This window comes from Limnohabitans sp., assembly GCF_030158565.1.
Taxonomy (GTDB): Bacteria; Pseudomonadota; Gammaproteobacteria; order Burkholderiales; family Burkholderiaceae_C; genus Limnohabitans_A.
In genome coordinates, this window is the sequence record NZ_JAOASQ010000057.1 from 17,555 (window position 1) to 42,633 (window position 25,079).

Genomic DNA, 25,079 nt, shown 5'->3' on the forward strand with positions numbered 1-25,079 from the left:
CATGAATCCGACCTATCTCTCGCAATCGTTTGGCCTGCAAGGCCGCACCGCTTTGGTCACCGGCTCGGCCAGAGGCATTGGCCTGGCCATCGCCACCGCGCTGGGGCACGCTGGGGCGCGGGTGCTGATCAATGACCTGCACCCGCAAGCCGCCGACGATGCTGTGCACAGCCTGCAAGCGCTGGGCATTGAGGCGCGTGCAGCCTGTTTTGATGTCGCCGACATGGCCGCTGTTCAGACGGCAGCACAAGCGCTGGACACGGCGGGTTGGTCGGTCGACATCCTGGTGAGCAATGCCGGCAACCAAAATCGCAAAGCCCTGGTGGAGATGAGCCGGGAAGAATGGCAAAAAATTCAGGACGTGCATGTGGGCGGAGCGTTCAACTGCTCCCGGGTGTTTCTGCCGGGCATGTGTGCACGGGGTTTTGGCCGGGTCGTCATGACCTCGTCGGTCTCGGGCCAGTCCACCATGCCGCTCATTGGCGCTTATTCCACGGCCAAGGCGGCCTTGGGGGCCATGGCCCGGGCGATCGCTGTGGAGTACGGCGCCAGCGGCATCACGGCCAATGCGATTGCGCCAGGCTTTGTGCGCACCGAATTCACAGCCGGTTTGCAACAGCGCGCAGGTTTCGAGGATTTCTTGCGCCAAGAAGTGCCGCAAGCGCGTTGGGCCACGCCCGAAGACATCGCCCCAGTGGTTTTGTTTCTGGTGTCCCCCGCAGCTTCGTATGTGAATGGCCAGACACTGGCCATTGATGGCGGCTTGCTGGCCCAGATGTGAAAGGTCACAACTCAAAGCCTGTGTTTTCAGCAGCAAGCCACACGCTGCTTCAAGCGCTGGGAATGAAGCCTGCAAAACCGCAGCAGCATCGGTGACATGACCGGCCCTCGATTTATTCCATACTTGCACCCTTCCTCATCGGAGCACGCATGAAAACAATCGGCATGATCGGCATTGGCATGATGGGCCATGGCATCGCGAGCAATTTGCTCAAACACGGGCACAGCCTGACGGTGCTGGAACACCCCGGCAACCAGCCGCTGGACGCCCTGCTGGCCGCAGGCGCACACACCTGCACCACGCCCCAGGCGCTGGCCGCGCAATCGAATGTGATCATCTTGTGCGTGACCGGCACGCCACAGGTCGAGGCGGTGCTGCTGGGCGAAGACGGCGTCTTGAAGGGCATGCGGCCGGGCACCATCGTCATCGACTGCTCCACGGCCGTGCCCGCCTCCACCGAAAAGGTCGCAGCCCTGGTCATCGCTCAAGGCGGTCAGTTTCTCGACTCGCCCATGACGCGCACCCCCAAAGAGGCCGCCGAAGGCCGATTGAACTTGCTGGTGGGCGGCGATGCGGCTTTGTTCGAAACCTGCAAACCCATCCTGGCCTGCTTTGCAGAAAACATCGTGCACACTGGCCCCATTGGCTCGGGCCACCGCATGAAGCTCTTGCACAACTACGTGTCGCTGGGCACCGTGACCTTGCTGGCCGAAGCGGCTGCTTGCGCCCAACGTGCGGGCGTGGACGCCCACACGTTTGTGGAAGTGCTGTCCAAAGGCGGGGGCTGGGGTGCGGCGCTTGACCGCCTCAAGCCCACGCTGGCCACAGGCGACACCTCGGGCTTGCGCTTTTCCATGAGCAACGCGCTCAAGGACCTGAGCTACTACAACCAAATGGCCATCGACACGCAGGCCGACCACACCGTGGCGCAGGCCGTCAAAAACACGCTGGATTTCGCCTGCAAAGAAGGCGACCCGAATGCCCTGGTGCCGGAGTTGATCGGGCTGCTGGTCAAGCGCCAAGCGAGCTGAACAAAGTCCCTGCGGAAGGGGCTCGTTTCAGACCAAAGGCACGGTGAGTTTTTCGATCACCGCCGCAGTGTCCGGGCGCACGCCGCGCCACCATTCAAACGCCTCGGCCGCTTGCTCGGCCAACATGCCCACACCGTCGGCCAAGCGGGTGACGCCCGCTTGCTGCGCCAACTTCAGGAAAGGCGTCAAGCCCTTGCCATAGGCCAGCTCATAAGCCAAACAACCCGGCGCAAAGGCCGCAGCGCTCAGTGGCGGCAATTGCGCCGTCAGGCTGGCCGATGTGGCGTTGAACACGACATCGAAAGTTTGCCCGCCCAGATCGGCGTAACCCACACCGCGCACCGGCACGCTGGCGCTTTGGTGCTTGCGGGCCAACTCGGCCAATTCTTGGGCTTTGGCCACCGTGCGGTTGACGATCACCACCTCGGCGGGGCCCTGCGCCAGCATGGGCAGCAAAGCGCCCCGCGTGGCACCGCCTGCACCCAAAATCAAAATCCGGCGGCCCTGCAAAGGGCAGCCCAAGTTGTGCACCACATCGCGCACCAGGCCCACACCGTCAAAGTTTTCGGCATAGACCTTGTCGCCATCAAACTTCATCGCGTTCACGGCACCGGCCATTTGCGCACCGGGCGCCAGGTCGGTCGCATAGGCAAAAGCGTCCAACTTGAACGGCGCCGTCACGTTCATGCCCCGGCCACCGGCCGCACGGAAAGCGTCCACCGTCTGGGCAAACTCGCCCAAGGGGCTCAGCACTTTGGTGTATTCGATGTCCTGCCCAGTCACTTGGGCAAAAGCGGTGTGGATGAGCGGCGACTTGCTCTGCTCGATGGGGTTGCCGATCACGGCGTAACGATCTGTCATGAGGATTTCCAGCCAACAATCCGGCCATCTTATCGCCGCTACCAGCCGAAACGACGGCCGAACCCATGACAATGCCATTTTGTTCAACGAACATGTCCATGTCCGATCCTGAATTTGCCATCGATTGCCACGTGCATGTGTTCGACCCGCTGCGCTTTCCTTACGTTCCGGATGCGTGGTACCTGCCCTCGCCTGCCGAGACCGGCACCCCCGCACTGCTCGACCAGGTGTTGACCGCGCACGATGTGCGGCACGCCCTGATCGTTGGCCCCAACTCGGGTTATGGGCTGGACAACCGGTGTTTGCTGGACACTTTGGCGCATGGCCACGGGCGCTACAAAGGCATCGCAGTGGTCAGGAACAGCGCCAGCCTGACCGAATTACAAGACTTGAAAGCCGCTGGCGTGGTGGGGGTGGCCTTCAATGCCGCATTGCTGGGCACCGATTTTTATGCCGACACCGGGCCACTTTTGCAGCACCTGCGGGATCTGGACATGTGGGCGCAAGTACAGGTGGAAGGCGATCAGCTGCTTGCTTTGAACGCTTTGCTGAAAGCCAGTGGCGTCAAGGTTTTGTTTGACCATTGCGGTCGCCCCAACGCCGCTGCGGGGCTGCATCAAGCCGGGTTTAAGACCCTGCTGTCATGGGCAGACACCGGCCGCATTTGTGTCAAGCTCTCAGGCTGCGCCAAGTTTGCGGCCCTGCCCTTTCCCTATGCCGATGCCCGGCCTTATGTAGATGCCTTGATCAAAGCCTTCACGCCACAGGCCCTAGTCTGGGCTTCGGATTGGCCGTTTTTGCGGGCACCCGCACGCATCGACTACGGTCCTTTGCGTGCGCTGGTGCATGACTGGTTACCCGATGAAGACGACAGGCGCGCCGTGTTGTGGGACACACCCAAGCGTTTGTTTGGCTTTGGGGATTGACCGAGGGCTGACACGCAGGCGTCAGCGCTTGCTCCCAAGCTGTTCTAGATTGCACGATCCCATCAGGAGACACAATATGAACATGGTTCAACGCATCGGCCAAGGGCTGATCGCACTGACACTCGGTGCAGGCGCCACAACGCACGCGCAAGAAACCCCACAAAGCAGCAACTGGGTCGTCAAAGACTTCAAGTTCCACACTGGCGAGGTGCTGCCGGAGCTGCGCCTGAACTACACCACATTGGGTGACCCCAAAAACGAGGCGGTGCTGATCTTGCACGGCACCACCGGCTCTGGTGCGGGCATGCTGGGCGCAGCGTTTGGCGGCGAGTTGTTTGGCCCCGGCCAGATCCTGGACGCCAAACGCTACTTCGTGATCTTGCCGGACGCGATTGGCACCGGCAAATCCAGCAAACCTTCGGACGGCTTGCGTGCCAAGTTCCCGGCCTACAACTACGACGACATGGTTTCCGCCCAACACCGCTTGGTCACAGAGCATTTGGGCATCCGCCATTTGCGCCTGGTGCTGGGCAACTCCATGGGCGGCATGCAAACCTGGATGTGGGCCATGAAATACCCCGAGATGATGGACATTGCCGTGCCCATGGCTTCACTGCCCTCGGCCATGTCGGGCCGCAACTGGATGCTGCGCCGCATGCTGACCGAATCGATCCGCAAAGACCCGCTGTGGATGGGCGGCAACTACAAAGAGCCGCCACCGAGCTGGCAGTTCGCTTCGGTGTTTTATTCAACAGCCACCAGCGGCGGCAACCAGGGTCTGCAGAAAATAACGCCCTCCAGCGACAAGGGCGATGCCCTGCTCAAACAACGACTCACAGCGCCCATACCGGGTGATGCCAACGACCACCTCTTCCAGTGGGAGTCTTCCAAAGACTACGACCCCTCTGCAGGGCTGGAAAAAATCAAGGCCTCCGTGCTGGTGATCAACTCGGCCGATGACGAACGCAACCCGCCCGAGCTGGGCGTTCTGGAAAAAGCTTTGGCACGCATCAAAACGGCCAAGGCCTTGATCATCCCTGGCAGCCCCGACACCTTCGGGCACGGCACGACCGGCAATGCACGCTTTTGGAAAAAAGAAGTGGGCGAACTGCTGCAGTCCGCCCCACGCCTGACGCGCTGAGACGGGCACACGGGCAGCGCTGCCCAGCCCTGCCCTGCCCTTTCCTTCGCCTTGCAAGGTGCAGGGCGAACGGTCAAGCCCTGATCAGCGGCACGATGTTGTCGCCGCCTGTGGCCCCGAAGGCCTGCTCTTTCAAAATGGTCAGCTGGTCCCGCACCTGCGCCGCTTTTTCGAATTCCAGATTGCGGGCATGTTCCATCATCTGCTTTTCGAGCTGCTTGATGGCCTTGGCGATGTCTTTCTCGCTCATGTCCTCGACCTTGGCCTTTTGCAGCGCGGCCTGCTCCAGGCGCTCGGCCTCTTTGCCCGATTTTTCGCTGTACACGCCGTCGATCAAGTCCCTCACCTTCTTGACGATGCTCTTGGGCGTGATGCCGTGTTCTTCGTTGAAGGCCACCTGTTTGGCCCGGCGCCGCTCGGTCTCGCCCATGGCTTTTTTCATGGATTCGGTGATGCGATCGGCATACAGGATCGCCTTACCGTTCAGGTTACGCGCCGCCCGGCCGATGGTCTGGATCAAACTGCGCTCGGCGCGCAAAAAGCCCTCCTTGTCCGCGTCCAGAATCGCCACCAGCGACACCTCGGGGATGTCGATGCCCTCACGCAACAGGTTGATGCCCACCAGCACATCAAAGGCTCCCAAACGCAAATCGCGCAAGATTTCCACGCGCTCGACCGTGTCCACATCGCTGTGCAGATAACGCACCTTGACGCCGTTGTCGCTCAGGTAATCGGTCAGCTGCTCGGCCATGCGCTTGGTCAGCGTGGTGATCAGCACCCGCTCGTGCTTGTCCACCCGGATGCGGATTTCCTGCAACACATCGTCCACCTGGTGTGTGGCCGGGCGCACTTCCACCAGCGGATCGACCAGGCCTGTGGGCCGCACCACCTGCTCGACCACTTTGCCCGCGTGGGTCTTTTCGTAATCGGCCGGGGTGGCCGAAACGAAGATGCATTGGCGCATGCGCTTTTCAAACTCTTCGAACTTGAGCGGCCGGTTGTCCAGCGCGCTGGTCAGGCGAAAGCCGTATTCCACCAGCGTGGTTTTGCGCGCCTTGTCACCGTTGTACATGGCGTTGAGCTGACCGATCATCTGGTGGCTCTCGTCCAGGAACATGATGGCGTCGGGCGGCATGTAATCGGTCAAGGTGCTGGGCGGATCACCAGGGGCGGCACCCGACAAATGCCGGGTGTAGTTCTCAATGCCCTTGCAGTGGCCCACCTCGGACAGCATCTCCAGATCAAAGCGGGTGCGCTGCTCCAGGCGCTGGGCTTCGACCAGCTTGCCCATGCCCACCAGCTCTTTCAAGCGCTGGTCCAGCTCCAGCTTGATGGTCTCCACCGCCGCCAGCACCTTGTCGCGCGGCGTCACATAGTGGCTCGATGGGTAGACCGTGAAGCGCGGGATCTTCTGGCGGATGCGGCCGGTGAGCGGGTCAAACAGCTGCAGGCTTTCGATCTCGTCGTCAAACAGCTCGATGCGGATCGCCAGCTCGGAGTGTTCTGCCGGGAACACGTCGATCGTGTCGCCGCGCACCCGGAACTTGCCCCGGCTGAACTCCATGTCGTTGCGCTGGTACTGCATGCGGATCAGCTGGGCGATCACGTCGCGCTGGCCCAGTTTGTCGCCCGTGCGCAGCGTCATGATCATGCGGTGGTAGCTCTCGGGCTCGCCAATGCCATAGATGGCCGACACCGTGGCCACGATCACCACATCGCGCCGCTCCATGATGCTTTTGGTACACGACAGGCGCATCTGCTCGATGTGCTCGTTGATGGCCGAGTCTTTTTCGATGAACAAATCGCGCTGCGGCACATAGGCCTCGGGCTGGTAGTAGTCGTAGTAGCTGACGAAATACTCCACCGCGTTTTTGGGGAAGAACTCGCGGAACTCGCTGTACAGCTGAGCGGCCAAAGTCTTGTTGGGCGCAAACACAATGGCCGGCCGCCCCAGCTGGGCGATCACATTGGCCATGGTGAAGGTCTTGCCCGAGCCGGTCACGCCCAGCAGGGTCTGGAACACCTCGCCGTCGTGCACGCCCTCGACCAGCTGCTCAATGGCCACAGGCTGGTCGCCTGCGGGCGGGTACGGCTGGTACAACTCAAACGGGGAGCCGGGGTAACTGACAAACTTCCCCGCTGCGTACTTGTCCGCATCAGACACAACTTCAACAACAGGAACTTCGGGCACGGTGGACATCTTTGTAGGCGCGGCCTGGCTAAACCAGGCGGCGGGGGCCGTTAAAATCAGGAATAACCCGAAAGCCTAACCGAGGAACGGGTTTCCTGCCACCACTGAACACAATCCAAGGACTTTCCATGTCTCTGTTTTCCGCCGTCGAAATGGCCCCCCGCGACCCGATCCTGGGTCTGAACGAACAATTCAACGCCGACACCAACCCCAACAAGGTCAACCTGGGCGTGGGTGTGTATTTCGACGACAACGGCAAACTGCCCCTGCTGCAATGCGTGCAAGCCGCCGAAAAAACCATGATGGCCACCCCTTCGGCCCGCGGCTACCTGCCGATTGACGGCATCGTGGCCTATGACAACGCCGTCAAGGCGCTGGTGTTTGGCGCTGAATCCGACGTGGTCAAGTCCGGCCGCGTCTCCACCGTGCAAGCCATTGGCGGCACCGGTGGCCTGAAAATCGGCGCCGATTTCCTGAAAAAAGTCAGCCCCAACGCCAAAGTGCTGATCTCTGACCCCAGCTGGGAAAACCACCGCGCCATCTTCGTGAACGCCGGTTTTGAAGTCGACACCTACGCCTACTACGACGCGGCCAAGCGCGGCGTGAACTTTGACGGCATGCTGGCCAGCTTGAACGCGGCTGCCCCTGGCACCATCGTTGTGTTGCACGCTTGCTGCCACAACCCCACCGGCTACGACATCACCGACGCCCAGTGGGACCAGGTCATTGCTGTCGTCAAGGCCAAGGGCCTGACCGCCTTCCTCGACATGGCTTACCAAGGCTTTGGCCACGGCATCGCCGAAGATGGCGCCGTGATCGGCAAGTTCGTGGCTGCGGGCCTGAACATCTTCGTGTCCACCTCGTTCTCCAAGAGCTTCAGCTTGTATGGTGAGCGCGTGGGCGCCTTGTCGGTGGTGGCTTCAGACAAAGAAGAAGCTTCGCGCGTGCTGTGCCAGCTCAAGATCGCGATCCGCACCAACTACTCCAACCCGCCCATCCACGGCGGTGCGGTGGTGGCTGCCGTGTTGAACAACCCCGAGCTGCGTGCCCAGTGGGAGCAGGAATTGGCCGAAATGCGTGTGCGCATCAAAGCCATGCGTCAAAAACTGGTCGACGGTCTCAAAGCCGCAGGTGTGAAGCAAGACATGGGCTTCATCACCAGCCAGATCGGCATGTTCAGCTACTCGGGCCTGACCAAGGACCAGATGGTGCGTCTGCGCAATGAATTCGGTGTGTACGGCACCGACACCGGCCGCATGTGCGTGGCCGCGCTCAACAGCAAGAACATCGACTACGTCTGCCAGGCGATCGCCAAAGTCGTTTAAAACCGGCCAAAACCAGCAAAAAACCGCCCTCGTGGCGGTTTTTTTGTGGGGTCTCCGAGTCGACACCGGATTAGGGAGAACACTCGAAAAATTTCGGGCCAAGTCCTGTACGATTGCTGCACCGCACCATATCTTGGTCACGACACAAGGAAAACTGTCACATGCTCTACCAGATCTTCGAAACACAACGCTCGATCATGGAACCTTTTTCCGATCTGGCGCAGGCTGCAGCCAAGCTCTACAGCAACCCGCTGAGCCCCATTTCGCAGACCCCTCTGGCGCAGCGTGTGTCGGCAGGCTACGCCCTGATGCACCGCCTGGGCAAGGACTACGAAAAGCCCGAATTCGGCATCAAGACAGTCAAGGTCAACAAGACCGACGTGGCCATCCATGAGCGCATCGAGATCGACAAGCCTTTTTGCGAGCTGCGCCGCTTCAAGCGTTTCTCGGACGATCCCGCCACCCTGACCCAGCTCAAGGCCCAGCCTGCCGTGCTGATCGTGGCGCCCTTGTCGGGTCACTACGCCACCTTGCTGCGCGACACCGTCAAGACCATGCTGCAAGACCACAAGGTCTACATCACCGACTGGAAAAACGCCCGCCTGGTGCCCCTGTCCGAAGGTGAATTCCACCTGGACGACTACATCAACTACGTGCAGGAGTTCATCCGCCACCTGCAATCGATCTACGGCAACTGCCACATCGTGAGCGTGTGCCAGCCGACCGTGCCCGTGATGGCCGCGGTCTCCCTCATGGCCAGCCGTGGCGAGAAGACCCCGCTGACCATGACCATGATGGGCGGCCCGATCGATGCACGCAAATCACCCACTTCGGTGAACAACCTGGCCACCAACAAGAGCTTCGAGTGGTTCGAGAACAACGTGATCTACCGCGTGCCACCGTACTTCCCCGGCGCGGGTCGCCGCGTGTACCCCGGCTTCTTGCAGTACACCGGCTTTGTGGCCATGAACCCCGATCGCCATGCCACCAGCCATTACGACTACTTCAAAGACTTGATCAAGGGTGACGACGCCAGCGCCGAAGCCCACCGCAAGTTCTACGACGAGTACAACGCCGTGCTCGACATGGACGCCGATTACTACCTGGAAACCATCGCCACCGTTTTCCAGGACTTCAAACTGGTCAATGGCACTTGGGATGTCAAGGGCGTGGACGGCAAAGTCGAACGCGTGCGCCCACAGGACATCAAAGGCACCGCCTTGATGACCGTCGAAGGCGAACTGGACGACATCTCGGGCTCGGGCCAGACCCGTGCTGCGCAAGACATGTGCACCGGTGTGGCCGCCAGCGACCGCCTGCACCTGGAAGTGCCCGGCGCTGGCCACTACGGCATTTTCAGCGGCAGCCGCTGGCGCTCCATCGTGTATCCACAGGTGGTGAATTTCATCAAGGGCCACGCTGCACCTGCAGCCAAAGCCGTGGTCAAAGCTGCCCCTGTGCAAGCGACTCCGGTCAAAGCTGCGACTGTCAAGACGGCCCCCGTCGTCCAAGCCAAAGTGGAAGCTGCCAAGCCATCGGTCCCCAAAGCTGCCGCCAAGCCCGCAGCCAAGGCCCCTGTAAAGGCAGCCGCCAGCAGCAAGGCCAAAGTCGTGGCCAAGCCTGCGGCCAAAGCCAGCACGCCGGCCGTCAAGACCAGCTGGGTTGAGCCCAAGAAAAAAGCCTGAGGCCCATGCCCGCTTCACAAGAAACAGCGCCTGAGATCCAGGCGCTTTTTCAATGCCTGAACGATGCGCTGCCGCAAACGCAGTGCACGCGTTGTGGCTTCCCCGACTGCGCCAGTTACGCCATGGCCATGGCGCGTGGCGAGGCGGCCATCAACCAATGCCCACCCGGCGGCCAAGCGGGCATCGAGCGGCTAGCCCAACTGACTAAACAGCCCGTGGTGCCACTGAACCCCGAGCACGGTCAAGAAGGCCCCCGCCAAATGGCCATCATTGACGAGGCTTGGTGCATCGGCTGCACGCTGTGCATCAAAGCCTGCCCGACCGATGCCATTTTGGGGGCCAACAAACTCATGCACACCGTGATCGAGCCCAGGTGCACCGGCTGCGAACTGTGCATCCCGGTGTGTCCGGTCGATTGCATCCAGCTGGAAAATGTGACGGGCGACAAAACCGGCTGGTCAGCTTGGACCGCCGAGCAAGCCCACACCGCACGCGAGCGCTACGCCTCGCGTCAGCAACGCCTTGTGCGTGAAGATCAGGCCCACCAAAAGCAGCTTCAGGCCAAAGCCGAGCACAAACTGGCCGATTTGGCCGCCCACACCAAGGGCACCGAAAGCACGCCCGAGGTGGACCGCAAACGCGCCATCATCGAAGCGGCACTCGCCAAAGCAAAAGCCCGCCAGACCGAGGCCTGACGGGCGCGAGGTCAAAAGGGTCACAAGGGCTGGAGGGCTTGAGCGGATTCGTCCGCTCAACGCCAGGCTTGGTCACCCCCGACTTGATCGGGGGTCCATGGCTTCGGCCACCATGGATACCCGCATTCGCGGGTATGACACCTTCTGGCTGATCGGACCGTCAGGCCCGACACCTCATCAATGCGCGTTGGCGGCCAAAGCCGCAAAGGCCTTGACCACTTCAACCGGCGCCTGCACCAGCTCGATCAACACACCCTCGCCGCCAATCGGGAACTCCTCGTTCGCCTTGGGGTGCAAAAACGTGATGTCGAAACCGGCCGCACCCTTGCGGATGCCGCCGGGTGCAAAGCGCACGCCTTGTGATGTGAGCCATTCCACCGCGACCGGGAGGTCGTCGATCCACAAGCCGATGTGGTTGAGCGGCGTGGTGTGCACGGCGGGCTTTTTCTCGGGGTCCAGCGGCTGCATCAGATCGACCTCGACCTTGAACGGGCCGGTGCCGATGGCGCAGATGTCTTCGTCCACGTTCTCGCGTTCGCTTTTGAAGGTGCCGGTCACCTCCAGGCCGAACATGTCGACCCAGAGCTTTTGCAGGCGGGCCTTGTCAGGCCCACCAATGGCGATTTGCTGGATGCCCAAGACCTTGAAAGGACGTGTCATTTATTCAAACTCCACAATCATCTGATCCACCGTGAGCGATTCGCCCTTGGCAGCGACCACTTTCTTGACCACGCCGTCTTGCGCCGCGAACAGCACGTTTTCCATCTTCATGGCTTCGATCACGGCCACGCGCTCACCGGCTTGCACCTTCTGGCCAGGCTGCACCGACACCTCGACCAAGAGGCCGGGCATGGGCGAAATCACAAAACGGCTCAGATCCGGTGGGGCCTTGAAAGGCATGAGCTTGTGCAGCTCGGCCATGCGAGGCGACATCACCAGCGCTTCGATGCGGGTGCCGTTGTGCTGGACCTGCAAGGCCAGCGGGTTTTTGAGGGTGCCGCGTTCGACCTGCGCCGTGAAGGGCTTGCCGTTGCAAATGCCTTCGATGCGGATGTCGTTCAGGCGCGAGTTGCTCTCGATCGCGTAGGACTTGCCGTCCACGGTGATCTGCGCCACGCCGGACTTGCCGACGAACTCGTCCACATGCACCTGCACATAGCGGTTGTTGCCGCCCTGGCCGAGTTCAACCACGGTGTAGTCCTGACCGACCTTGACGTCGTAACCGGGCAGCTGGCCACTCAGGTTAGCGGCGCGTTCGCGCGACTTGCGGCGCACAAAGGCTGCCAATGCGGCCAGGAAGTCGTGGTCGTCGTGCGGCACGTCTTCGGCGCGGAAGCCATGGGCGTAGTGCTCAGCGATGAAGCCGGTGTTGAACTGGCCGGTCACGAACTTGGGGTGCGCCAGCAAAGCGGCCTGGAAGGGGATGTTGGAGCTGATGCCGCGGATCACAAAGCCGTTCAAGGCTTCACGCATCTTGGCAATGGCTTCGTTGCGGTCCTTGCCGTGCACGATGAGCTTGGCGATCATCGAGTCGTAGAACATCGGGATCTCGCCGCCGTCCTGCACGCCGGTGTCCACACGCACGCCCTGCAAGGCGCTGGTGTTGCCCTGGAACATGCTCTGCTTGGGCGTCTGGAAACGCACCAAACGGCCTGTGGAAGGCAGGAAGTTGCGGAAGGGGTCTTCGGCGTTGATGCGGCACTCGATGGCCCAGCCGTCGCGCTTGACGTCAGCCTGGCCAAACGCCAGCTTCTCGCCTGCGGCCACGCGGATCATCTGCTCGACCAGGTCCAGACCGGTGATGCATTCGGTCACCGGGTGCTCCACCTGCAGGCGGGTGTTCATTTCGAGGAAGTAGAAGTCTTGGTCTTTGCCGACCACGAATTCCACCGTACCGGCGGACTGGTACTTCACGGCCTTGGCCAGGGCCACAGCCTGCTCCCCCATGGCCTTGCGGGTGGCATCACTGATGAAGGGCGACGGCGCTTCTTCGATCACCTTCTGGTGGCGACGCTGGATCGAGCACTCGCGCTCGTTCAGGTACACCACGTTGCCGTGGCTGTCGCCCAAGATCTGGATCTCGATGTGGCGGGGCTCCAGCACGTATTTCTCGATGAACACGCGGTCGTCGCCGAAGCTGTTGCGGGCTTCGTTACGGCAAGAGGTGAAGCCTTCGAAAGCTTCTTTGTCGTTGAAGGCCACGCGCAGGCCCTTGCCACCGCCGCCAGCCGAAGCCTTGATCATGACGGGGTAGCCAATGCCTTTGGCGATCTCGACCGCTTGCTCTGCGGTGTCGATGGCGTCGTTGTAGCCGGGGATGGTGTTGACCTTGGCTTCGTTGGCCAATTTCTTGGATGCGATCTTGTCGCCCATGGCCGCGATCGAGTGGGCCTTGGGGCCGATGAAGGCGATGCCTTCGTCTTCGCAGCGCTTGGCGAATTCGGTGTTCTCGCTCAGGAAGCCGTAGCCGGGGTGGATGGCCTGGGCACCGGTGGCCTTGGCGGCCGCGATGATCTTGTCAGCGACCAAGTAGGACTCACGCGAAGGCGCAGGGCCGAGCAAAACGGCTTCGTCGGCCAGTTGCACGTGGCGTGCTTCTTTGTCCGCTTCGGAATAAACGGCCACGGTTTTGATGCCCATTTTGTGGGCGGTGGCGATGACACGGCAGGCGATTTCGCCGCGGTTGGCAATCAGGATTTTGGTAAACATCTTGTTCTTCTCCTTGGCAATCACAGTGGAATGTTCCCGTGCTTGCGCCATGGGTTGTCAATCTTCTTGTCTTTGAGCATGACCAGCGAGCGGGCAATGCGCTTGCGGGTTTCGTGCGGCTGGATGACGTCGTCAATGAAGCCACGGGCACCGGCCACAAAGGGGTTGGCAAAGCGGGCTTTGTATTCGGCTTCTTTGGCGGCCAGTTTTTCGGGGTCGCCTTTGTCTTCGCGGAAGATGATTTCCACCGCGCCCTTGGCACCCATCACCGCGATTTCGGCATTGGGCCAGGCAAAGTTCACGTCGCCGCGCAGGTGCTTGGAGGCCATCACGTCGTACGCGCCGCCATAGGCCTTGCGGGTGATGACGGTGATTTTCGGCACGGTGCACTCGGCGTACGCGTACAGCAGCTTGGCGCCGTGCTTGATGATGCCGCCGAACTCCTGGCTGGTGCCGGGCATGAAGCCGGGCACGTCCACGAAGGTGATGACGGGGATGTTGAACGCGTCGCAAAAACGCACAAAGCGGGCAGCCTTGATGGAGCTCTTGATGTCGAGGCAACCGGCCAGCACCAGCGGCTGGTTGGCCACGATGCCGACGGTCTGGCCGTCCACACGGGCAAAGCCGATCAGGATGTTCTTGGCGTAGTCGGGTTGCAGCTCGAAGAAATCACCATCGTCCACGGTCTTGACGATGAGTTCCTTCATGTCATAAGCCTTGTTGGGGTTCTCGGGCACCAGGGTGTCCAAGCTCATGTCCATGCGGTCGGCCGGGTCACCGCTCTTGCGCACCGGGGCCTTCTCGCGGTTGTTGAGCGGCAGGTAGTTGTAGAGGCGGCGCAGCATCAGCAGCGCTTCCACGTCGTTTTCAAAGGCCATGTCGGCCACACCGCTCTTGGTGGTGTGGGTCACGGCGCCGCCCAGCTCTTCGGCGGTCACTTCTTCGTGGGTCACGGTCTTGACCACGTCAGGGCCGGTCACGAACATGTAGGAGGTGTCCTTGACCATGAAGATGAAATCGGTGAGCGCTGGCGAGTACACCGCACCACCGGCCGAGGGACCCATGATCATGCTGATCTGGGGCACCACACCGCTGGCCATGACGTTGCGCTGGAACACTTCGGCGTAGCCGCCGAAGGACGCCACGCCCTCCTGAATGCGGGCGCCGCCCGAGTCGTTCAGGCCAATCACAGGAGCGCCGACCTTCATGGCCTGGTCCATGACCTTGCAAATCTTTTCAGCGTGCGTTTCGGACAGGGCACCGCCGTAGACCGTGAAGTCCTGGCTGTACACGAAGACCAGACGGCCGTTGATCATGCCGTAGCCTGTCACGACGCCGTCACCGGGGATCTTGTTGTCTGCCATGCCGAAGTCGGTGCAACGGTGTTCGACGAACATGTCCCACTCTTCGAAAGTGCCTTCGTCCAGCAAGACCTCGATGCGCTCACGGGCCGTGAGCTTGCCTTTGGCGTGCTGCGCGTCAATGCGCTTTTGCCCGCCACCCAAGCGGGCCGCAGCGCGCTTTTTTTCCAATTGTTCAAGGATGTCTTGCATGGTGGTTCTCTCTTTTCTCCAGGAAGATTTCAAATTCAGCTCTGTGCCTGGTAGGCGCTGAGCAGTTGACGGGCAGCCGTCGATGCGGCCAGCTGGCCCGCCGCGACGTGTTGACTCAGTTGGGGCAGCAGCGTTTGCACACGCGGCTGCGCTCGGAAATTTTGTTTCAGACCGGCGTCGATGCGCTCCCACATCCACGATAAAGCCTGCTGCTGGCGGCGCGTCGCAAAGCGCCCGTTCTTCAATTGGATGGCCTTGAATTCGCTCACGGCCGCCCAGAAGCTGTCCACGCCCTGGTTCAGCAAGGCACTGATCTGCACCACCTTGGGGTGCCAGACGCTGTCGTCGCCATGCATATGGCCCGAGGACGCATGCATGCCCAGCAATTGCAGGGCACTTGTGATTTGAAGTTGCGCACGGGTCGCGGCGATGGCGTCGATGTCGGCCTTGTTGATGACGACCAGATCGGCGATCTCCATCACGCCCTTCTTGATGGCCTGCAGATCGTCGCCCGCGTTGGGCAGCTGCAAAAGCACAAACATGTCGCTCATATTGGCCACCGCCGTCTCGCTCTGGCCCACGCCGACGGTTTCGACGATCACCACGTCGTAGCCAGCGGCTTCGCACACCAGCATGGCTTCGCGGGTTTTTTCGGCCACGCCGCCCAGCGTGCCGCTGCTGGGGCTGGGGCGAATGTAGGCCTGCGGGTGCACCGACAGGTGCTCCATGCGCGTCTTGTCGCCCAGAATCGACCCGCCCGACACGGTGGACGACGGGTCCACCGCCAACACGGCCACACGGTGACCCTGCGCGATCAGGTACAGGCCCAAAGCCTCGATGAAGGTGGACTTGCCCACGCCCGGCACACCGCTGATGCCCAAGCGAAACGAGTTGCCCGTGTGCGGCAGCATGGCCGTGAGCAGTTCGTCTGCCTGCGCACGGTGGTCCGCACGGGTGGATTCGAGCAACGTGATCGCCTTGGCCATGGCGCGGCGCTGCACGGGCGCGTTGCCCTGCAGCAGTCCCTGGAGCAATTGCTCAGGCGTCATTGCACGCGATCTCGCTCAGCCAGCTCACCCTCGCGGGGGATCAGGCCACGGCCTTCTTGATCTGCTCCAGCACATCCTTGGCGCTGGCGGGAATCGGGGTGCCGGGGCCGTAGATGCCCTTGACGCCTGCGTCGTACAGCATCTCGTAGTCCTGACGCGGGATCACACCGCCCACGAACACGATGATGTCGTCCGCGCCTTGTTTCTTGAGCTCGGCAATGATGGCGGGCACCAGGGTTTTGTGACCAGCAGCCAAGGTGGACACACCCACGGCGTGCACGTCGTTTTCAATCGCCTGGCGGGCGCACTCTTCGGGGGTCTGGAACAGCGGGCCCATGTCCACGTCAAAGCCGAGGTCGGCATAGGCGGTGGCGACCACTTTGGCGCCCCGGTCGTGACCGTCCTGGCCCAGCTTGGCGATCATCACGCGGGGACGACGGCCGTGCTGGTCGGCGAATGCCGCGATTTCTTTTTGCAGTTGTTCCCAGCCTTCGGCCGAGTCGTAAGCGGCAGCGTACACACCGGTCACCTTTTGCGTGTCGGCGCGGTGGCGGCCAAAGGCCTTTTCCAACGCGTCAGAAACTTCACCCACGGTGGCGCGCAGGCGGATGGCTTGGATCGACAGGTCCAGCAGGTTGCCCTGGCCGGATTCGGCCGAAGCGGTCAAAGCGTCCAGCGCAGCTTGCACCTTGGCGCTGTCTCGGCTGGCGCGAATGGCTTTGAGGCGTTCGATCTGGCCGTCGCGCACTTTGACGTTGTCGATCGACAGGCTGTCCACCGGGTCTTCTTTGGCCAGCTTGTATTTGTTGACGCCGACGATGACGTCTTTGCCCGAGTCGATGCGGGCCTGCTTTTCAGCGGCGGCCGCTTCGATCTTCAGCTTGGCCCAGCCGCTGTCCACGGCTTTGGTCATGCCGCCCATGGCTTCGACTTCTTCGATGATCGCCCAGGCCTTGTCGGCCATTTCCTGCGTCAGGCTCTCCATCATGTAAGAACCCGCCCAGGGGTCGATCACGTTGGTGATGTGGGTTTCTTCCTGAATGATCAGCTGCGTGTTGCGGGCGATGCGCGAGCTGAATTCGGTGGGCAGCGCAATGGCTTCGTCCAGCGAGTTGGTGTGCAGTGACTGGGTGCCGCCAAACACGGCCGCCATGGCTTCGATGGTGGTGCGCACCACGTTGTTGTAGGGGTCTTGCTCGGTGAGCGACCAGCCCGAAGTTTGGCTGTGCGTGCGCAGCATCAAGCTCTTGGGGTTCTTGGCGTCAAAGCCCTTCATGATGCGGCACCACAGCAAACGGGCGGCGCGCATCTTGGCGATTTCCAGGTAGAAGTTCATGCCCACCGCCCAGAAGAAGGACAGGCGACCCGCGAAATCGTCCACGTCCATGCCCTTGGCAATCGCCGTCTTCACGTATTCCTTGCCGTCGGCCAAGGTGAACGCCATTTCCAGCGCCTGGTTGGCACCGGCCTCTTGCATGTGGTAACCCGAGATCGAGATCGAGTTGAACTTCGGCATGTTCTTGGCCGTGTACTCGATGATGTCGCCGATGATCTTCATCGACGGCTCGGGCGGGTAGATGTAGGTGTTGCGCACCATGAACTCTTTCAGAATGTCGTTCTGAATCGTTCCGCTCAGTTTGTCTTGCGAGACGCCCTGCTCTTCGGCAGCCACCACATAGCCCGCGAGCACCGGCAGCACCGCGCCGTTCATGGTCATCGAGACCGACACTTTGTCGAGCGGGATTTCGTTGAACAGGATCTTCATGTCCTCGACCGAGTCAATCGCCACACCGGCCTTGCCCACGTCGCCTTCCACACGGGGGTGGTCGGAGTCATAGCCTCGGTGCGTGGCCAGATCGAACGCGACGGACACGCCCTGCCCGCCCGCAGCCAAAGCCTTGCGGTAGAAAGCATTGGACTCTTCGGCGGTCGAAAAACCGGCGTATTGGCGGATGGTCCAGGGGCGCACTGCGTACATGGTGGCCTGAGGGCCGCGCAGGAAAGGCTCAAAGCCGGGCAACGTGTTGGCGTAAGGCAAATTGGCCGTGTCTTCGGCGGTGTAGAGCGGCTTGACGATGATGCCGTCGGGCGTTTTCCAGTTCAGTGCCGACACATCACCACCGGGGGCGGATTTGACCGCTGCTTTTTGCCAGGCTTCCAGGTTGGAGGCGTTGAATTCAAAAGATTTGGACGACATGGCTCACCGCTTTCGAGACAAAAATAACTTGTGCTGATTTTGGCAGCCCATGGCTGCCTACCCGCTTACAAGTACCGTGATTCATAATTATTGATGCAGAATATTTTAACCCGCTTACAATCCACAGCAAGAAACTGACCCGAATTTATCCATGTTTGCCCTGTCACTCGCCCCCCGCGCCCTGTACGAAGAAGTGGCCGAACTGCTTCGGCAACGCATCTTTGCGCGTGAACTGGAGCCGGGCAGCTGGATTGACGAACTGCGCATTGCCGAAGCCTTGGGCATCAGCCGCACGCCTTTGCGCGAAGCCCTGAAGGTGCTGGCCGCTGAGGGCTTGGTGACCATGAAGGTTCGCCGAGGCGCTTATGTCACCGAGGTGAGTGAAAAAGACTTGCGCGACGTGTATCACCTGCTGGCCCTGCTGGAGTCTGACGCGGCCCGCGTGGTGGCACAGCGCGCCAGCGCGGCCCAGCTGGCCCAGATCCAGACCCTGCACCAGGATCTGGAAAAAGCGACGGACAACCGAGACCGCTTTTTTGAGATCAACGAAGCCTTCCACATGCTGCTGCTGGAGATTGCCGACAACCGTTGGCGCGACCAGATGGTGGCCGACCTGCGCAAGGTGATGAAACTCAACCGGCACAGCTCCTTGTTCAAGGAAGGCCGGATTGAACAGTCACTGGCCGAGCACCAGGCGATTGTTCAGGCCCTGGCCGATCGCCAGCCCGAGGTCGCCGCCGAACGGATGTCGGCCCACTTCATGAGCGGCTTGCAAGCGGCGCAATGACAGGGGGGCAACACGCCGATCAGTCCTGTGGCAGCCATCCAGTACACACCCGGTTCAAGCCAGCACTTCTGCTGCCCCTCGCGCCAAGGCCTCACGCGCTTGCTGCCACACCTCGCGTGGGGGCAAAGGCTTGAGCTTGTGGTTGCTCCAGACCTGGCGCCAGTAACGTCCGCCACGTTGACCGTGGTACAGCCCCAGCATGTGGCGGGCAATGGCGTACCACGGGCAGCCGTCTTCGGCAAAGGCGCGTTCCATGTAGCTCACCATGGCCTCTTCCACCGCTTCGCGGCTGGGCACCTCGTGGTTATCGCCGTAAAACTCGGCATCCCAGGTGCTGAGCAGCCAAGGGTTGTAATAGGCCTCGCGGCCGATCATCACGCCGTCGGCCTGCTGCAAATGGGCTGCGATCTCTGCGTTGGTCTTGATGCCGCCGTTCACCGCAATCAGCAAGCCTGGAAAGTCTTTTTTCAGCTGGTAGGCCAGTTCATAGCGCAAGGGCGGAATCTCGCGGTTTTCTTTCGGCGACAGGCCATCCAACCAAGCGTTGCGGGCGTGCACGATGAACACCTTGCAACCCGCATCGCTCACAGTCCCCACAAAGTCGCGCACGAAGTCGTAGCTTTCGATCTTGTCGATGCCAATGCGGTGCTTCACCGTCACCGGCACATCCACCACATCCAGCATGGCTTTGACTCCATCGGCCACGGTGCGCGGCTCGTTCATCAGGCAAGCGCCAAATGCGCCACGCTGCACGCGGTCACTGGGACAGCCGCAGTTGAGGTTGATCTCGTCATAACCCCACTCCTGGCCCAGCTTGGCGGCATGCGCCAGATCGGCCGCATCGCTGCCACCCAGCTGCAGGGCCACGGGGTGTTCTTCTGCGTTGAAGCGCAGGTGCCGCTGCACACTGCCGTGGCGCAAGGCGCCGGTGGTCACCATCTCGGTGTAGAGCAAGGTGTGGCGCGTCAACAGACGGTGCAAAAAGCGGCAATGGCGATCTGTCCAATCCATCATGGGTGCAACAGACAAGCGCCAAGGATTGAAAGACGGGGTCGGCGAGGTAACTTCAGACATGGTGCCGATTATCCCAGCCGCCAAGGACCACACCGGCAGAAACAACAAACCCCGCCGAAGCGGGGTTTGAAACAGGGCGTCGAAACGACTCAACCCATGTGCAAACCACCGTTGACGGCGAAGTCGGCCCCTGTGGTGTAACCGCCGTCTTCGCTGGCCATCCAGGCGATGATGGAAGCGATCTCGCTGGGCTTGCCCAAGCGCTTGACGGGCACAGTGGCCACGATCTTTTCCAGCACGTCAGGACGGATGGCGTTGACCATGTCGGTGCCAATGTAGCCGGGCGACACGGTGTTGACCGTCACGCCTTTGGTGGCCATCTCTTGGGCCAAGGCCATCGAGAAACCGTGCATACCGGCTTTGGCAGCCGAGTAGTTGGTTTGACCGGCTTGGCCTTTTTCACCGTTGACCGACGAGATGTTGATGATGCGGCCCCAGCCTCGCTCGACCATGTCGGGCACGACCTGTTTGGTCACGTTGAACATGGAGTCCAGGTTGGTGCTCATCACGGCATCCCAGTCTTCACGGGTCATCTTCAGAAACATGCGGTCCTTGGTGATACCGGCGTTGTTCACCAGCACATCGATCGGACCGTGCTCGGCCTTGGCTTTGGTGAACGCGTCAACGGTGGAGTCCCACTCGGCCACGTTGCCCACCGAAGCGTAGAAGGTGTAGCCCAGTGCTTTTTGCTCGTCGAGCCATTTGTTGAAGTCACGGGTCGGGCCGCAACCAGCGATGACCTTGAAACCCTCTTTGTGAAGGCGCTGGCAAATGGCGGTACCGATACCGCCCATGCCACCTGTGACGTAAGCTACTTTTTGACTCATGGTTTGTCTCCTGGTTATGAGTGTTGTGGGATCAATGAAGTCCGCTCAACCCGCGATGATTGGCTGCCCTTATACGGTTGGACAGTGCGCCAAACAACGCAGCGTGAGCGGCGCAGGGTTTTAAACGCGCTCGACGGCCAGGGACACGCCCATGCCGCCGCCGATGCACAGCGCGGCAAGGCCTTTTTTGGCATTGCTGCGCTGCATCTCGTGCAACAAAGTCACCAAAATGCGGCAGCCGGATGCACCAATCGGGTGGCCAATGGCGATGGCACCGCCGTTGACGTTGACTTTGGCCGGATCGATGTCCAGCGCCTGGTTGACGGCGCAAGCTTGCGCAGCAAAGGCTTCATTCAGTTCGAACAGGTCCACGTCTTGCGCTTTCCAGCCGGCACGGGCCAGCGCTTTTTGCGAGGCAGGCACAGGGCCCATGCCCATGGTGGCCGGGTCCAGACCGCTGGTGCCAAAGGCCGCAATGCGGGCCAGAGGCTTGAGGCCCAAGGCAGCAGCTTTTTTGGCGCTCATGACCATCACGGCAGCAGCGCCGTCGTTGATGCCCGAGGCATTGCCTGCGGTCACGCTGCCGGCCTTGTCAAACGCGGGGCGCAGACCTGCCAGCACTTCTTCGCTGGTTTTCTTGTTGATGAATTCGTCGGTGTTGAACACCAGAGGATCGCCCTTGCGCTGAGGAATCAGCACATCGATGATTTCGTCCTTGAACTTGCCAGCTTCTTGTGCGGCCGCTGCCTTACGCTGGCTGCCTGCGGCCAGGGCGTCTTGCATTTCGCGGGTGATGCCGTGGGCCTTGGCCACGTTTTCGGCGGTGATGCCCATGTGGTACTGGTTGTACACATCCCACAGACCGTCCACGATCATGGTGTCGGTCATCTTCCAGTCACCCATGCGCTGGCCATCGCGGCTGCCGTTCAGCACATGGGGGCTGGCGCTCATATTTTCCTGACCACCGGCGATGACGATTTCGCTGTCGCCCCAGGCCACAGCCTGCGCCGCCAGCATCACGGCCTTCAGGCCCGAGCCGCACACGGCGTTGATGGTCAGGGCCGGAGTTTCTTTGGCGACACCGGCTTTCATCATGGCTTGGCGAGCAGGGTTTTGGCCCACGCCTGCGGCCAGCACTTGGCCCATGATGACTTCACCGATGGCATCCACAGGCAAACCGCTGCGCTCGAGCAGGCCCTTGATGACGATGCTGCCCAACTCGGTCGCAGGCGTCTTGGCCAATGAACCACCAAACTTGCCCACGGCGGTGCGAGCAGCTGAAACGATGACGATGTCTTCCATTTTTGTCTCCAGTAAAAAAATCAATCAGGCCTTGGCCTTCACATAACGACCTGGGGCCGCCTCGATGGCTTTAAACTTCGTGCCTTTGCCATAGGTTTTGGGTGCAGCAATTTGCTTGCCAGCGTGGCTCTTGAGCCAATCGGACCAGTCGGTCCACCAGCTGCCGGGCAATTCTTTGGCGCTGCCAATCCAGTCGTTCACATCGGACGGGAATTTGCTGCCTTCGCTCAACCAGTGGCTGCGCTTTTTGGCCGCAGGCGGGTTGATCACGCCGGCAATATGACCGGATGCGCCCATGACAAAACGCTTCTTGCCAGGCAAGACCTGCGTGCTGGCATAAGCGCCGCCAATCGGCACGATGTGGTCTTCACGCGAGCCGTAGATGTAGACGGGCATGTCCACTTTGCCCAGATCAATGCTCTCGCCGCAAACTTTGACTTTGCGTGGCTTGACCAAATTGTTTTCGAGGTAGGTGTTGCGCAGGTACCAGGCGTAGAAGGGACCGGGCAAATTGGTCGAGTCGCTGTTCCAGTACAGCAGGTCAAACGGCGGCGGGGTCTCGCCCTTGAGGTAGTTGCCCACCACATAGTTCCAGACCAAGTCGTTCGGACGCAGGAAGCTGAAGGTGGATGCGAGATCCTGGCCTTTGAGCAGGCCGCCTTGGCCCATCTGCATTTCACGGAACTTGACGAAGTTTTCATCAATGAAAACGTCCAGGATGCCGGTGTCGGTGAAATTGATCAAAGTCGTCAGGAAGGTCGCACTGGCCACGGGCTTTTCGCCACGCGCCGCGAGCACGGCCAATGCCGTCGAGAGGATGGTGCCCCCCACGCAGAAGCCCAATGCATTGATCTTGGGCGCACCGGTGATGTCTTGCACCGTGGTGATGGCTTTGATCGCGGCTTGTTCGATGTAGTCGTCCCAGGTCTTGTCCTGCATGGACTCGTCGGGGTTGCGCCAGCTGACCACAAAGGTACGGTGGCCCTGACTAGCCGCATAGCGGATGAAAGAGTTCTCTGGTTGCAGGTCCAGGATGTAGAACTTGTTGATGCAAGGCGGGATCAGCAAGAAAGGCTTTTCATAGACCTTGGCCGTCAGCGGCTTGTATTCGATGAGCTGGAAGAACTCGTTTTCAAAAACCACAGCGCCTTCGGTGGTGGCCACGTTCTTGCCCACTTCGAACAGGCTCTCGTCGGTCATCGACACATGGCCTTGCTGCATGTCGTGCATCAGGTTCTGCACGCCCTTGGCGATGCTCTCGCCTTTGGTTTCGACGGCTTTCTTTTGCGCCTCGGCGTTGAAGGCCAAAAAGTTGCTCGGTGCGGCAGCGGCGACCCATTGCTCGATGGCAAAACGGATGCGGGTGCGTGTTTTTTCGTCGGCATCGACCGCATCGGCCAAGCCCATCAAGGTACGGGCATTGAGCAAATACGTGGCCGCATTGAAAGCGGCCACGGGATTGGACATCCAGGCATCGCCCGAGAATCGGCGGTCTTTGACTTGCAAGCTGTTGTGCAGACTTTGGTTCCAGAGCTCAGAGGCGTCCTTGAAATACTGACCTTGCAAGGTTTGGAGCTTTTCAGGCGAAAATTTCAGGGCTGGCACAGCAGCGTCAGCACCTGGCTTCAAGCCGCCCAGATCCATGGTCTGAAAATGCTGCATGGCCTGGCCCCAGCTTTTGGACAGGTTCTGCTGAAAGCCTTCGGACATTTGGGTCCAGAATTCGGGGGAGGAAGCGCTCATCATGTCTCCTGAAATTACCGTATTTATTGACTTCTACTGGTTCCAGTATCTGTCAATTTGATGTCTCCTAAATTACAACCCGAGAACAAAATGTATTTGATCGTCATCGCATGGCTGTACGTCACCCTGCTCATGGCATTGGCCGAAGCCTTTAGTTCACAGGGTAGCGTCTTGGGCGCCATCATCACTTTCCTGTTGTATGGCGCACTGCCCATGTCACTGGTGGTCTACCTGTGGGGCGCGCCTTTGCGCCGCAAAGCAATTCGCAGACAAGAACAAGCAGCAGAGGCTCAGAGCAGCACATCGGCATCACCGCTCCAGCCAAATGCAAGCAGCCATGCGGCCGGATTGCCCGCGGAGGCGGCTGTCACGCCGATGAGAGAAAAACCGTAAGTCTTGGCTGACGGTACACCATGCGGCCTGGCTGTCGTTGCCATAAATCCGGGTGATGCCCATGTTCTGCAGGCGCTGACGGGCCAATCCAGCCAGATCGGCCAGATATTTGCCCTCTGTGTGCGACACAAAACAAGCGTCTGCTCGCGGGTCTGCATCGCAAAACGCAGCGTGAACTTCTGCGCCAACTTCAAACGCCTGCGGCCCGATGCAAGGCCCAAGCCAAACCAGGACATCGGCGTGCCCCTTGGCGCTTGGCGGCACACCTGCGAGCAAATTCTCCAACACGCCTGCACCGCCCTGCCCGGCCAAACCACGCCAACCTACGTGCGCTGCTGCCACCCAAGTGCCTTGTGTATCGCAAAACAAGACAGGCAAGCAATCGGCAACCATGATGGTGCAGGCCACATCCGCCGTTGTCGCCAGGCAGGCATCGGCTACCGTGCCATCTGCCGTCAATTGATCCAGCGCCACACAGTGGGCACCGTGGACTTGCTGCAGGAAAACAGGACGCCGCTGCAAAGCAGCTTGCAAACGGGATCGGTTGACAGCGACGGTATCGGGTCGATCTCCGACATGGTCGCCCAGGTTCAGGCTGTCATAAGGCGCGGTGGACACCCCACCGTGGCGGTCTGTCATCACCGCTCTGACATGGGCGGGGGCTGGCCACTCGGGTTGCAGCCAGGTCGCAGAAAAGTCAGGTTTCAACAAAAGGCACTCCTCAACACCCGGCGCGCGTCATGCACCGGGGCATCCAACATCACCTCACTTCATGCGCACCAGCATAAACCGAAAAGGGTCAGGCTCCG

The 25,079-nt window shown here is 60.7% G+C and carries 21 protein-coding genes; 9 read left to right on the forward strand and 12 right to left on the reverse strand.

What is annotated here, in order from left to right; all coding sequences use genetic code 11:
* Nucleotide 1 precedes the first annotated feature (1 nt).
* Together Q1W40_RS12015 and Q1W40_RS12020 are read left to right on the forward strand one after the other, a co-directional pair.
* A complete protein-coding gene (locus Q1W40_RS12015; protein WP_300712287.1) occupies nucleotides 2-781 on the forward strand; it encodes an SDR family NAD(P)-dependent oxidoreductase in 780 nt (259 codons plus the stop codon).
* 149 nt (nucleotides 782-930) lie between these two features.
* On the forward strand, nucleotides 931-1,812 hold the full coding sequence (locus Q1W40_RS12020) for an NAD(P)-dependent oxidoreductase (RefSeq protein ID WP_300712292.1): 882 nt from the start codon (nucleotides 931-933) through the stop codon (nucleotides 1,810-1,812).
* A gap of 27 nt (nucleotides 1,813-1,839) precedes the next feature.
* Here Q1W40_RS12020 and aroE read toward each other — a convergent pair whose 3' ends face one another.
* The gene (gene aroE / locus Q1W40_RS12025) at nucleotides 1,840-2,673 is read right to left on the reverse strand and encodes a shikimate dehydrogenase (protein WP_300712295.1); all 834 of its coding nucleotides are present in this window, start codon (nucleotides 2,671-2,673) and stop codon (nucleotides 1,840-1,842) included.
* A gap of 98 nt (nucleotides 2,674-2,771) precedes the next feature.
* Here aroE and Q1W40_RS12030 point away from each other — a divergent pair, with 98 nt between their 5' ends.
* Nucleotides 2,772-3,599 carry an amidohydrolase family protein gene (locus tag Q1W40_RS12030; RefSeq protein ID WP_315168288.1) on the forward strand — a complete coding sequence of 276 codons (828 nt, stop codon included), beginning with the start codon at nucleotides 2,772-2,774 and terminating at the stop codon, nucleotides 3,597-3,599.
* An 82-nt stretch (nucleotides 3,600-3,681) separates the two neighbouring features.
* Nucleotides 3,682-4,740, forward strand: a complete 1,059-nt coding sequence (locus tag Q1W40_RS12035) for an alpha/beta fold hydrolase (protein ID WP_300712550.1) — start codon at nucleotides 3,682-3,684, stop codon at nucleotides 4,738-4,740.
* Between the two features lie 73 nt (nucleotides 4,741-4,813).
* Here the strand turns inward: Q1W40_RS12035 and uvrB are convergent, their stop codons facing one another.
* A complete protein-coding gene (gene uvrB / locus Q1W40_RS12040; RefSeq protein WP_300712301.1) occupies nucleotides 4,814-6,940 on the reverse strand; it encodes an excinuclease ABC subunit UvrB in 2,127 nt (708 codons plus the stop codon).
* 119 nt (nucleotides 6,941-7,059) lie between these two features.
* Here uvrB and Q1W40_RS12045 point away from each other — a divergent pair, with 119 nt between their 5' ends.
* From Q1W40_RS12045 to rsxB, 3 genes are all read left to right on the forward strand, one after another.
* Nucleotides 7,060-8,256: an amino acid aminotransferase gene (locus tag Q1W40_RS12045; RefSeq protein WP_300712304.1), complete on the forward strand. Its 1,197-nt coding sequence runs from the start codon at nucleotides 7,060-7,062 to the stop codon at nucleotides 8,254-8,256.
* 161 nt (nucleotides 8,257-8,417) lie between these two features.
* A complete protein-coding gene (gene phaZ / locus Q1W40_RS12050; protein ID WP_300712307.1) occupies nucleotides 8,418-9,941 on the forward strand; it encodes a polyhydroxyalkanoate depolymerase in 1,524 nt (507 codons plus the stop codon).
* Nucleotides 9,942-9,946: 5 nt separating this feature from the next.
* Nucleotides 9,947-10,636 (forward strand): electron transport complex subunit RsxB, encoded by a 690-nt coding sequence (rsxB, locus tag Q1W40_RS12055; protein ID WP_300712310.1) that lies wholly within the window; start codon nucleotides 9,947-9,949, stop codon nucleotides 10,634-10,636.
* Between the two features lie 177 nt (nucleotides 10,637-10,813).
* Here rsxB and Q1W40_RS12060 read toward each other — a convergent pair whose 3' ends face one another.
* From Q1W40_RS12060 to scpA, 5 genes are read right to left on the reverse strand one after another with little or no spacing between them, the layout of a single operon-like run.
* Nucleotides 10,814-11,296, reverse strand: coding sequence for a VOC family protein (locus tag Q1W40_RS12060; protein ID WP_300712313.1), 483 nt, complete (start codon nucleotides 11,294-11,296; stop codon nucleotides 10,814-10,816).
* Nucleotides 11,297-13,345 carry an acetyl/propionyl/methylcrotonyl-CoA carboxylase subunit alpha gene (locus tag Q1W40_RS12065; RefSeq protein WP_300712316.1) on the reverse strand — a complete coding sequence of 683 codons (2,049 nt, stop codon included), beginning with the start codon at nucleotides 13,343-13,345 and terminating at the stop codon, nucleotides 11,297-11,299. It abuts the gene before it with no gap.
* Nucleotides 13,346-13,365: 20 nt separating this feature from the next.
* Nucleotides 13,366-14,898, reverse strand: a complete 1,533-nt coding sequence (locus tag Q1W40_RS12070; protein ID WP_300712319.1) for an acyl-CoA carboxylase subunit beta — start codon at nucleotides 14,896-14,898, stop codon at nucleotides 13,366-13,368.
* Between the two features lie 35 nt (nucleotides 14,899-14,933).
* Nucleotides 14,934-15,947: a methylmalonyl Co-A mutase-associated GTPase MeaB gene (gene meaB, locus Q1W40_RS12075; RefSeq protein ID WP_300712322.1), complete on the reverse strand. Its 1,014-nt coding sequence runs from the start codon at nucleotides 15,945-15,947 to the stop codon at nucleotides 14,934-14,936.
* Nucleotides 15,948-15,987: 40 nt separating this feature from the next.
* A complete protein-coding gene (gene scpA / locus Q1W40_RS12080; protein ID WP_300712325.1) occupies nucleotides 15,988-18,144 on the reverse strand; it encodes a methylmalonyl-CoA mutase in 2,157 nt (718 codons plus the stop codon).
* Nucleotides 18,145-18,295: 151 nt separating this feature from the next.
* Between scpA and Q1W40_RS12085 the strand changes: the two genes are divergently transcribed.
* A complete protein-coding gene (locus Q1W40_RS12085) occupies nucleotides 18,296-18,931 on the forward strand; it encodes a GntR family transcriptional regulator (RefSeq protein WP_300712328.1) in 636 nt (211 codons plus the stop codon).
* A gap of 54 nt (nucleotides 18,932-18,985) precedes the next feature.
* Here Q1W40_RS12085 and dusA read toward each other — a convergent pair whose 3' ends face one another.
* From dusA to phaC, 4 genes are all read right to left on the reverse strand, one after another.
* Nucleotides 18,986-20,005, reverse strand: coding sequence for a tRNA dihydrouridine(20/20a) synthase DusA (gene dusA / locus Q1W40_RS12090; RefSeq protein ID WP_300712331.1), 1,020 nt, complete (start codon nucleotides 20,003-20,005; stop codon nucleotides 18,986-18,988).
* A gap of 89 nt (nucleotides 20,006-20,094) precedes the next feature.
* Entirely contained in the window at nucleotides 20,095-20,832 is a 738-nt protein-coding gene (gene phbB / locus Q1W40_RS12095) for an acetoacetyl-CoA reductase (protein WP_300712334.1), read from the reverse strand.
* A gap of 120 nt (nucleotides 20,833-20,952) precedes the next feature.
* Complete coding sequence (locus Q1W40_RS12100) at nucleotides 20,953-22,134, reverse strand: acetyl-CoA C-acetyltransferase (protein WP_300712337.1); 1,182 nt, start codon at nucleotides 22,132-22,134, stop codon at nucleotides 20,953-20,955.
* 24 nt (nucleotides 22,135-22,158) lie between these two features.
* Entirely contained in the window at nucleotides 22,159-23,877 is a 1,719-nt protein-coding gene (gene phaC, locus Q1W40_RS12105; RefSeq protein ID WP_300712339.1) for a class I poly(R)-hydroxyalkanoic acid synthase, read from the reverse strand.
* 90 nt (nucleotides 23,878-23,967) lie between these two features.
* On the opposite strand from phaC, the gene Q1W40_RS12110 reads away from it, so the two are divergent.
* Complete coding sequence (locus Q1W40_RS12110; RefSeq protein WP_300712342.1) at nucleotides 23,968-24,270, forward strand: hypothetical protein; 303 nt, start codon at nucleotides 23,968-23,970, stop codon at nucleotides 24,268-24,270.
* On the opposite strand, the gene pgeF is transcribed toward Q1W40_RS12110, so the two are convergent.
* Nucleotides 24,187-24,909 (reverse strand): peptidoglycan editing factor PgeF, encoded by a 723-nt coding sequence (gene pgeF / locus Q1W40_RS12115; protein ID WP_300712552.1) that lies wholly within the window; start codon nucleotides 24,907-24,909, stop codon nucleotides 24,187-24,189. The genes Q1W40_RS12110 and pgeF overlap by 84 nt on opposite strands.
* Nucleotides 24,910-25,079 lie beyond the last annotated feature (170 nt).

Coding starts and splice junctions, on each gene's coding strand:
- Q1W40_RS12015 (WP_300712287.1), top strand. CDS start 2: ATGAATCCGACCTATCTCTCGCAATCGTTTGGCCTGCAAGGCCGCACC.
- Q1W40_RS12020 (WP_300712292.1), top strand. CDS start 931: ATGAAAACAATCGGCATGATCGGCATTGGCATGATGGGCCATGGCATC.
- aroE (WP_300712295.1), bottom strand. CDS start 2,673: ATGACAGATCGTTACGCCGTGATCGGCAACCCCATCGAGCAGAGCAAG.
- Q1W40_RS12030 (WP_315168288.1), top strand. CDS start 2,772: ATGTCCGATCCTGAATTTGCCATCGATTGCCACGTGCATGTGTTCGAC.
- Q1W40_RS12035 (WP_300712550.1), top strand. CDS start 3,682: ATGGTTCAACGCATCGGCCAAGGGCTGATCGCACTGACACTCGGTGCA.
- uvrB (WP_300712301.1), bottom strand. CDS start 6,940: ATGTCCACCGTGCCCGAAGTTCCTGTTGTTGAAGTTGTGTCTGATGCG.
- Q1W40_RS12045 (WP_300712304.1), top strand. CDS start 7,060: ATGTCTCTGTTTTCCGCCGTCGAAATGGCCCCCCGCGACCCGATCCTG.
- phaZ (WP_300712307.1), top strand. CDS start 8,418: ATGCTCTACCAGATCTTCGAAACACAACGCTCGATCATGGAACCTTTT.
- rsxB (WP_300712310.1), top strand. CDS start 9,947: ATGCCCGCTTCACAAGAAACAGCGCCTGAGATCCAGGCGCTTTTTCAA.
- Q1W40_RS12060 (WP_300712313.1), bottom strand. CDS start 11,296: ATGACACGTCCTTTCAAGGTCTTGGGCATCCAGCAAATCGCCATTGGT.
- Q1W40_RS12065 (WP_300712316.1), bottom strand. CDS start 13,345: ATGTTTACCAAAATCCTGATTGCCAACCGCGGCGAAATCGCCTGCCGT.
- Q1W40_RS12070 (WP_300712319.1), bottom strand. CDS start 14,898: ATGCAAGACATCCTTGAACAATTGGAAAAAAAGCGCGCTGCGGCCCGC.
- meaB (WP_300712322.1), bottom strand. CDS start 15,947: ATGACGCCTGAGCAATTGCTCCAGGGACTGCTGCAGGGCAACGCGCCC.
- scpA (WP_300712325.1), bottom strand. CDS start 18,144: ATGTCGTCCAAATCTTTTGAATTCAACGCCTCCAACCTGGAAGCCTGG.
- Q1W40_RS12085 (WP_300712328.1), top strand. CDS start 18,296: ATGTTTGCCCTGTCACTCGCCCCCCGCGCCCTGTACGAAGAAGTGGCC.
- dusA (WP_300712331.1), bottom strand. CDS start 20,005: ATGTCTGAAGTTACCTCGCCGACCCCGTCTTTCAATCCTTGGCGCTTG.
- phbB (WP_300712334.1), bottom strand. CDS start 20,832: ATGAGTCAAAAAGTAGCTTACGTCACAGGTGGCATGGGCGGTATCGGT.
- Q1W40_RS12100 (WP_300712337.1), bottom strand. CDS start 22,134: ATGGAAGACATCGTCATCGTTTCAGCTGCTCGCACCGCCGTGGGCAAG.
- phaC (WP_300712339.1), bottom strand. CDS start 23,877: ATGAGCGCTTCCTCCCCCGAATTCTGGACCCAAATGTCCGAAGGCTTT.
- Q1W40_RS12110 (WP_300712342.1), top strand. CDS start 23,968: ATGTATTTGATCGTCATCGCATGGCTGTACGTCACCCTGCTCATGGCA.
- pgeF (WP_300712552.1), bottom strand. CDS start 24,909: ATGACAGACCGCCACGGTGGGGTGTCCACCGCGCCTTATGACAGCCTG.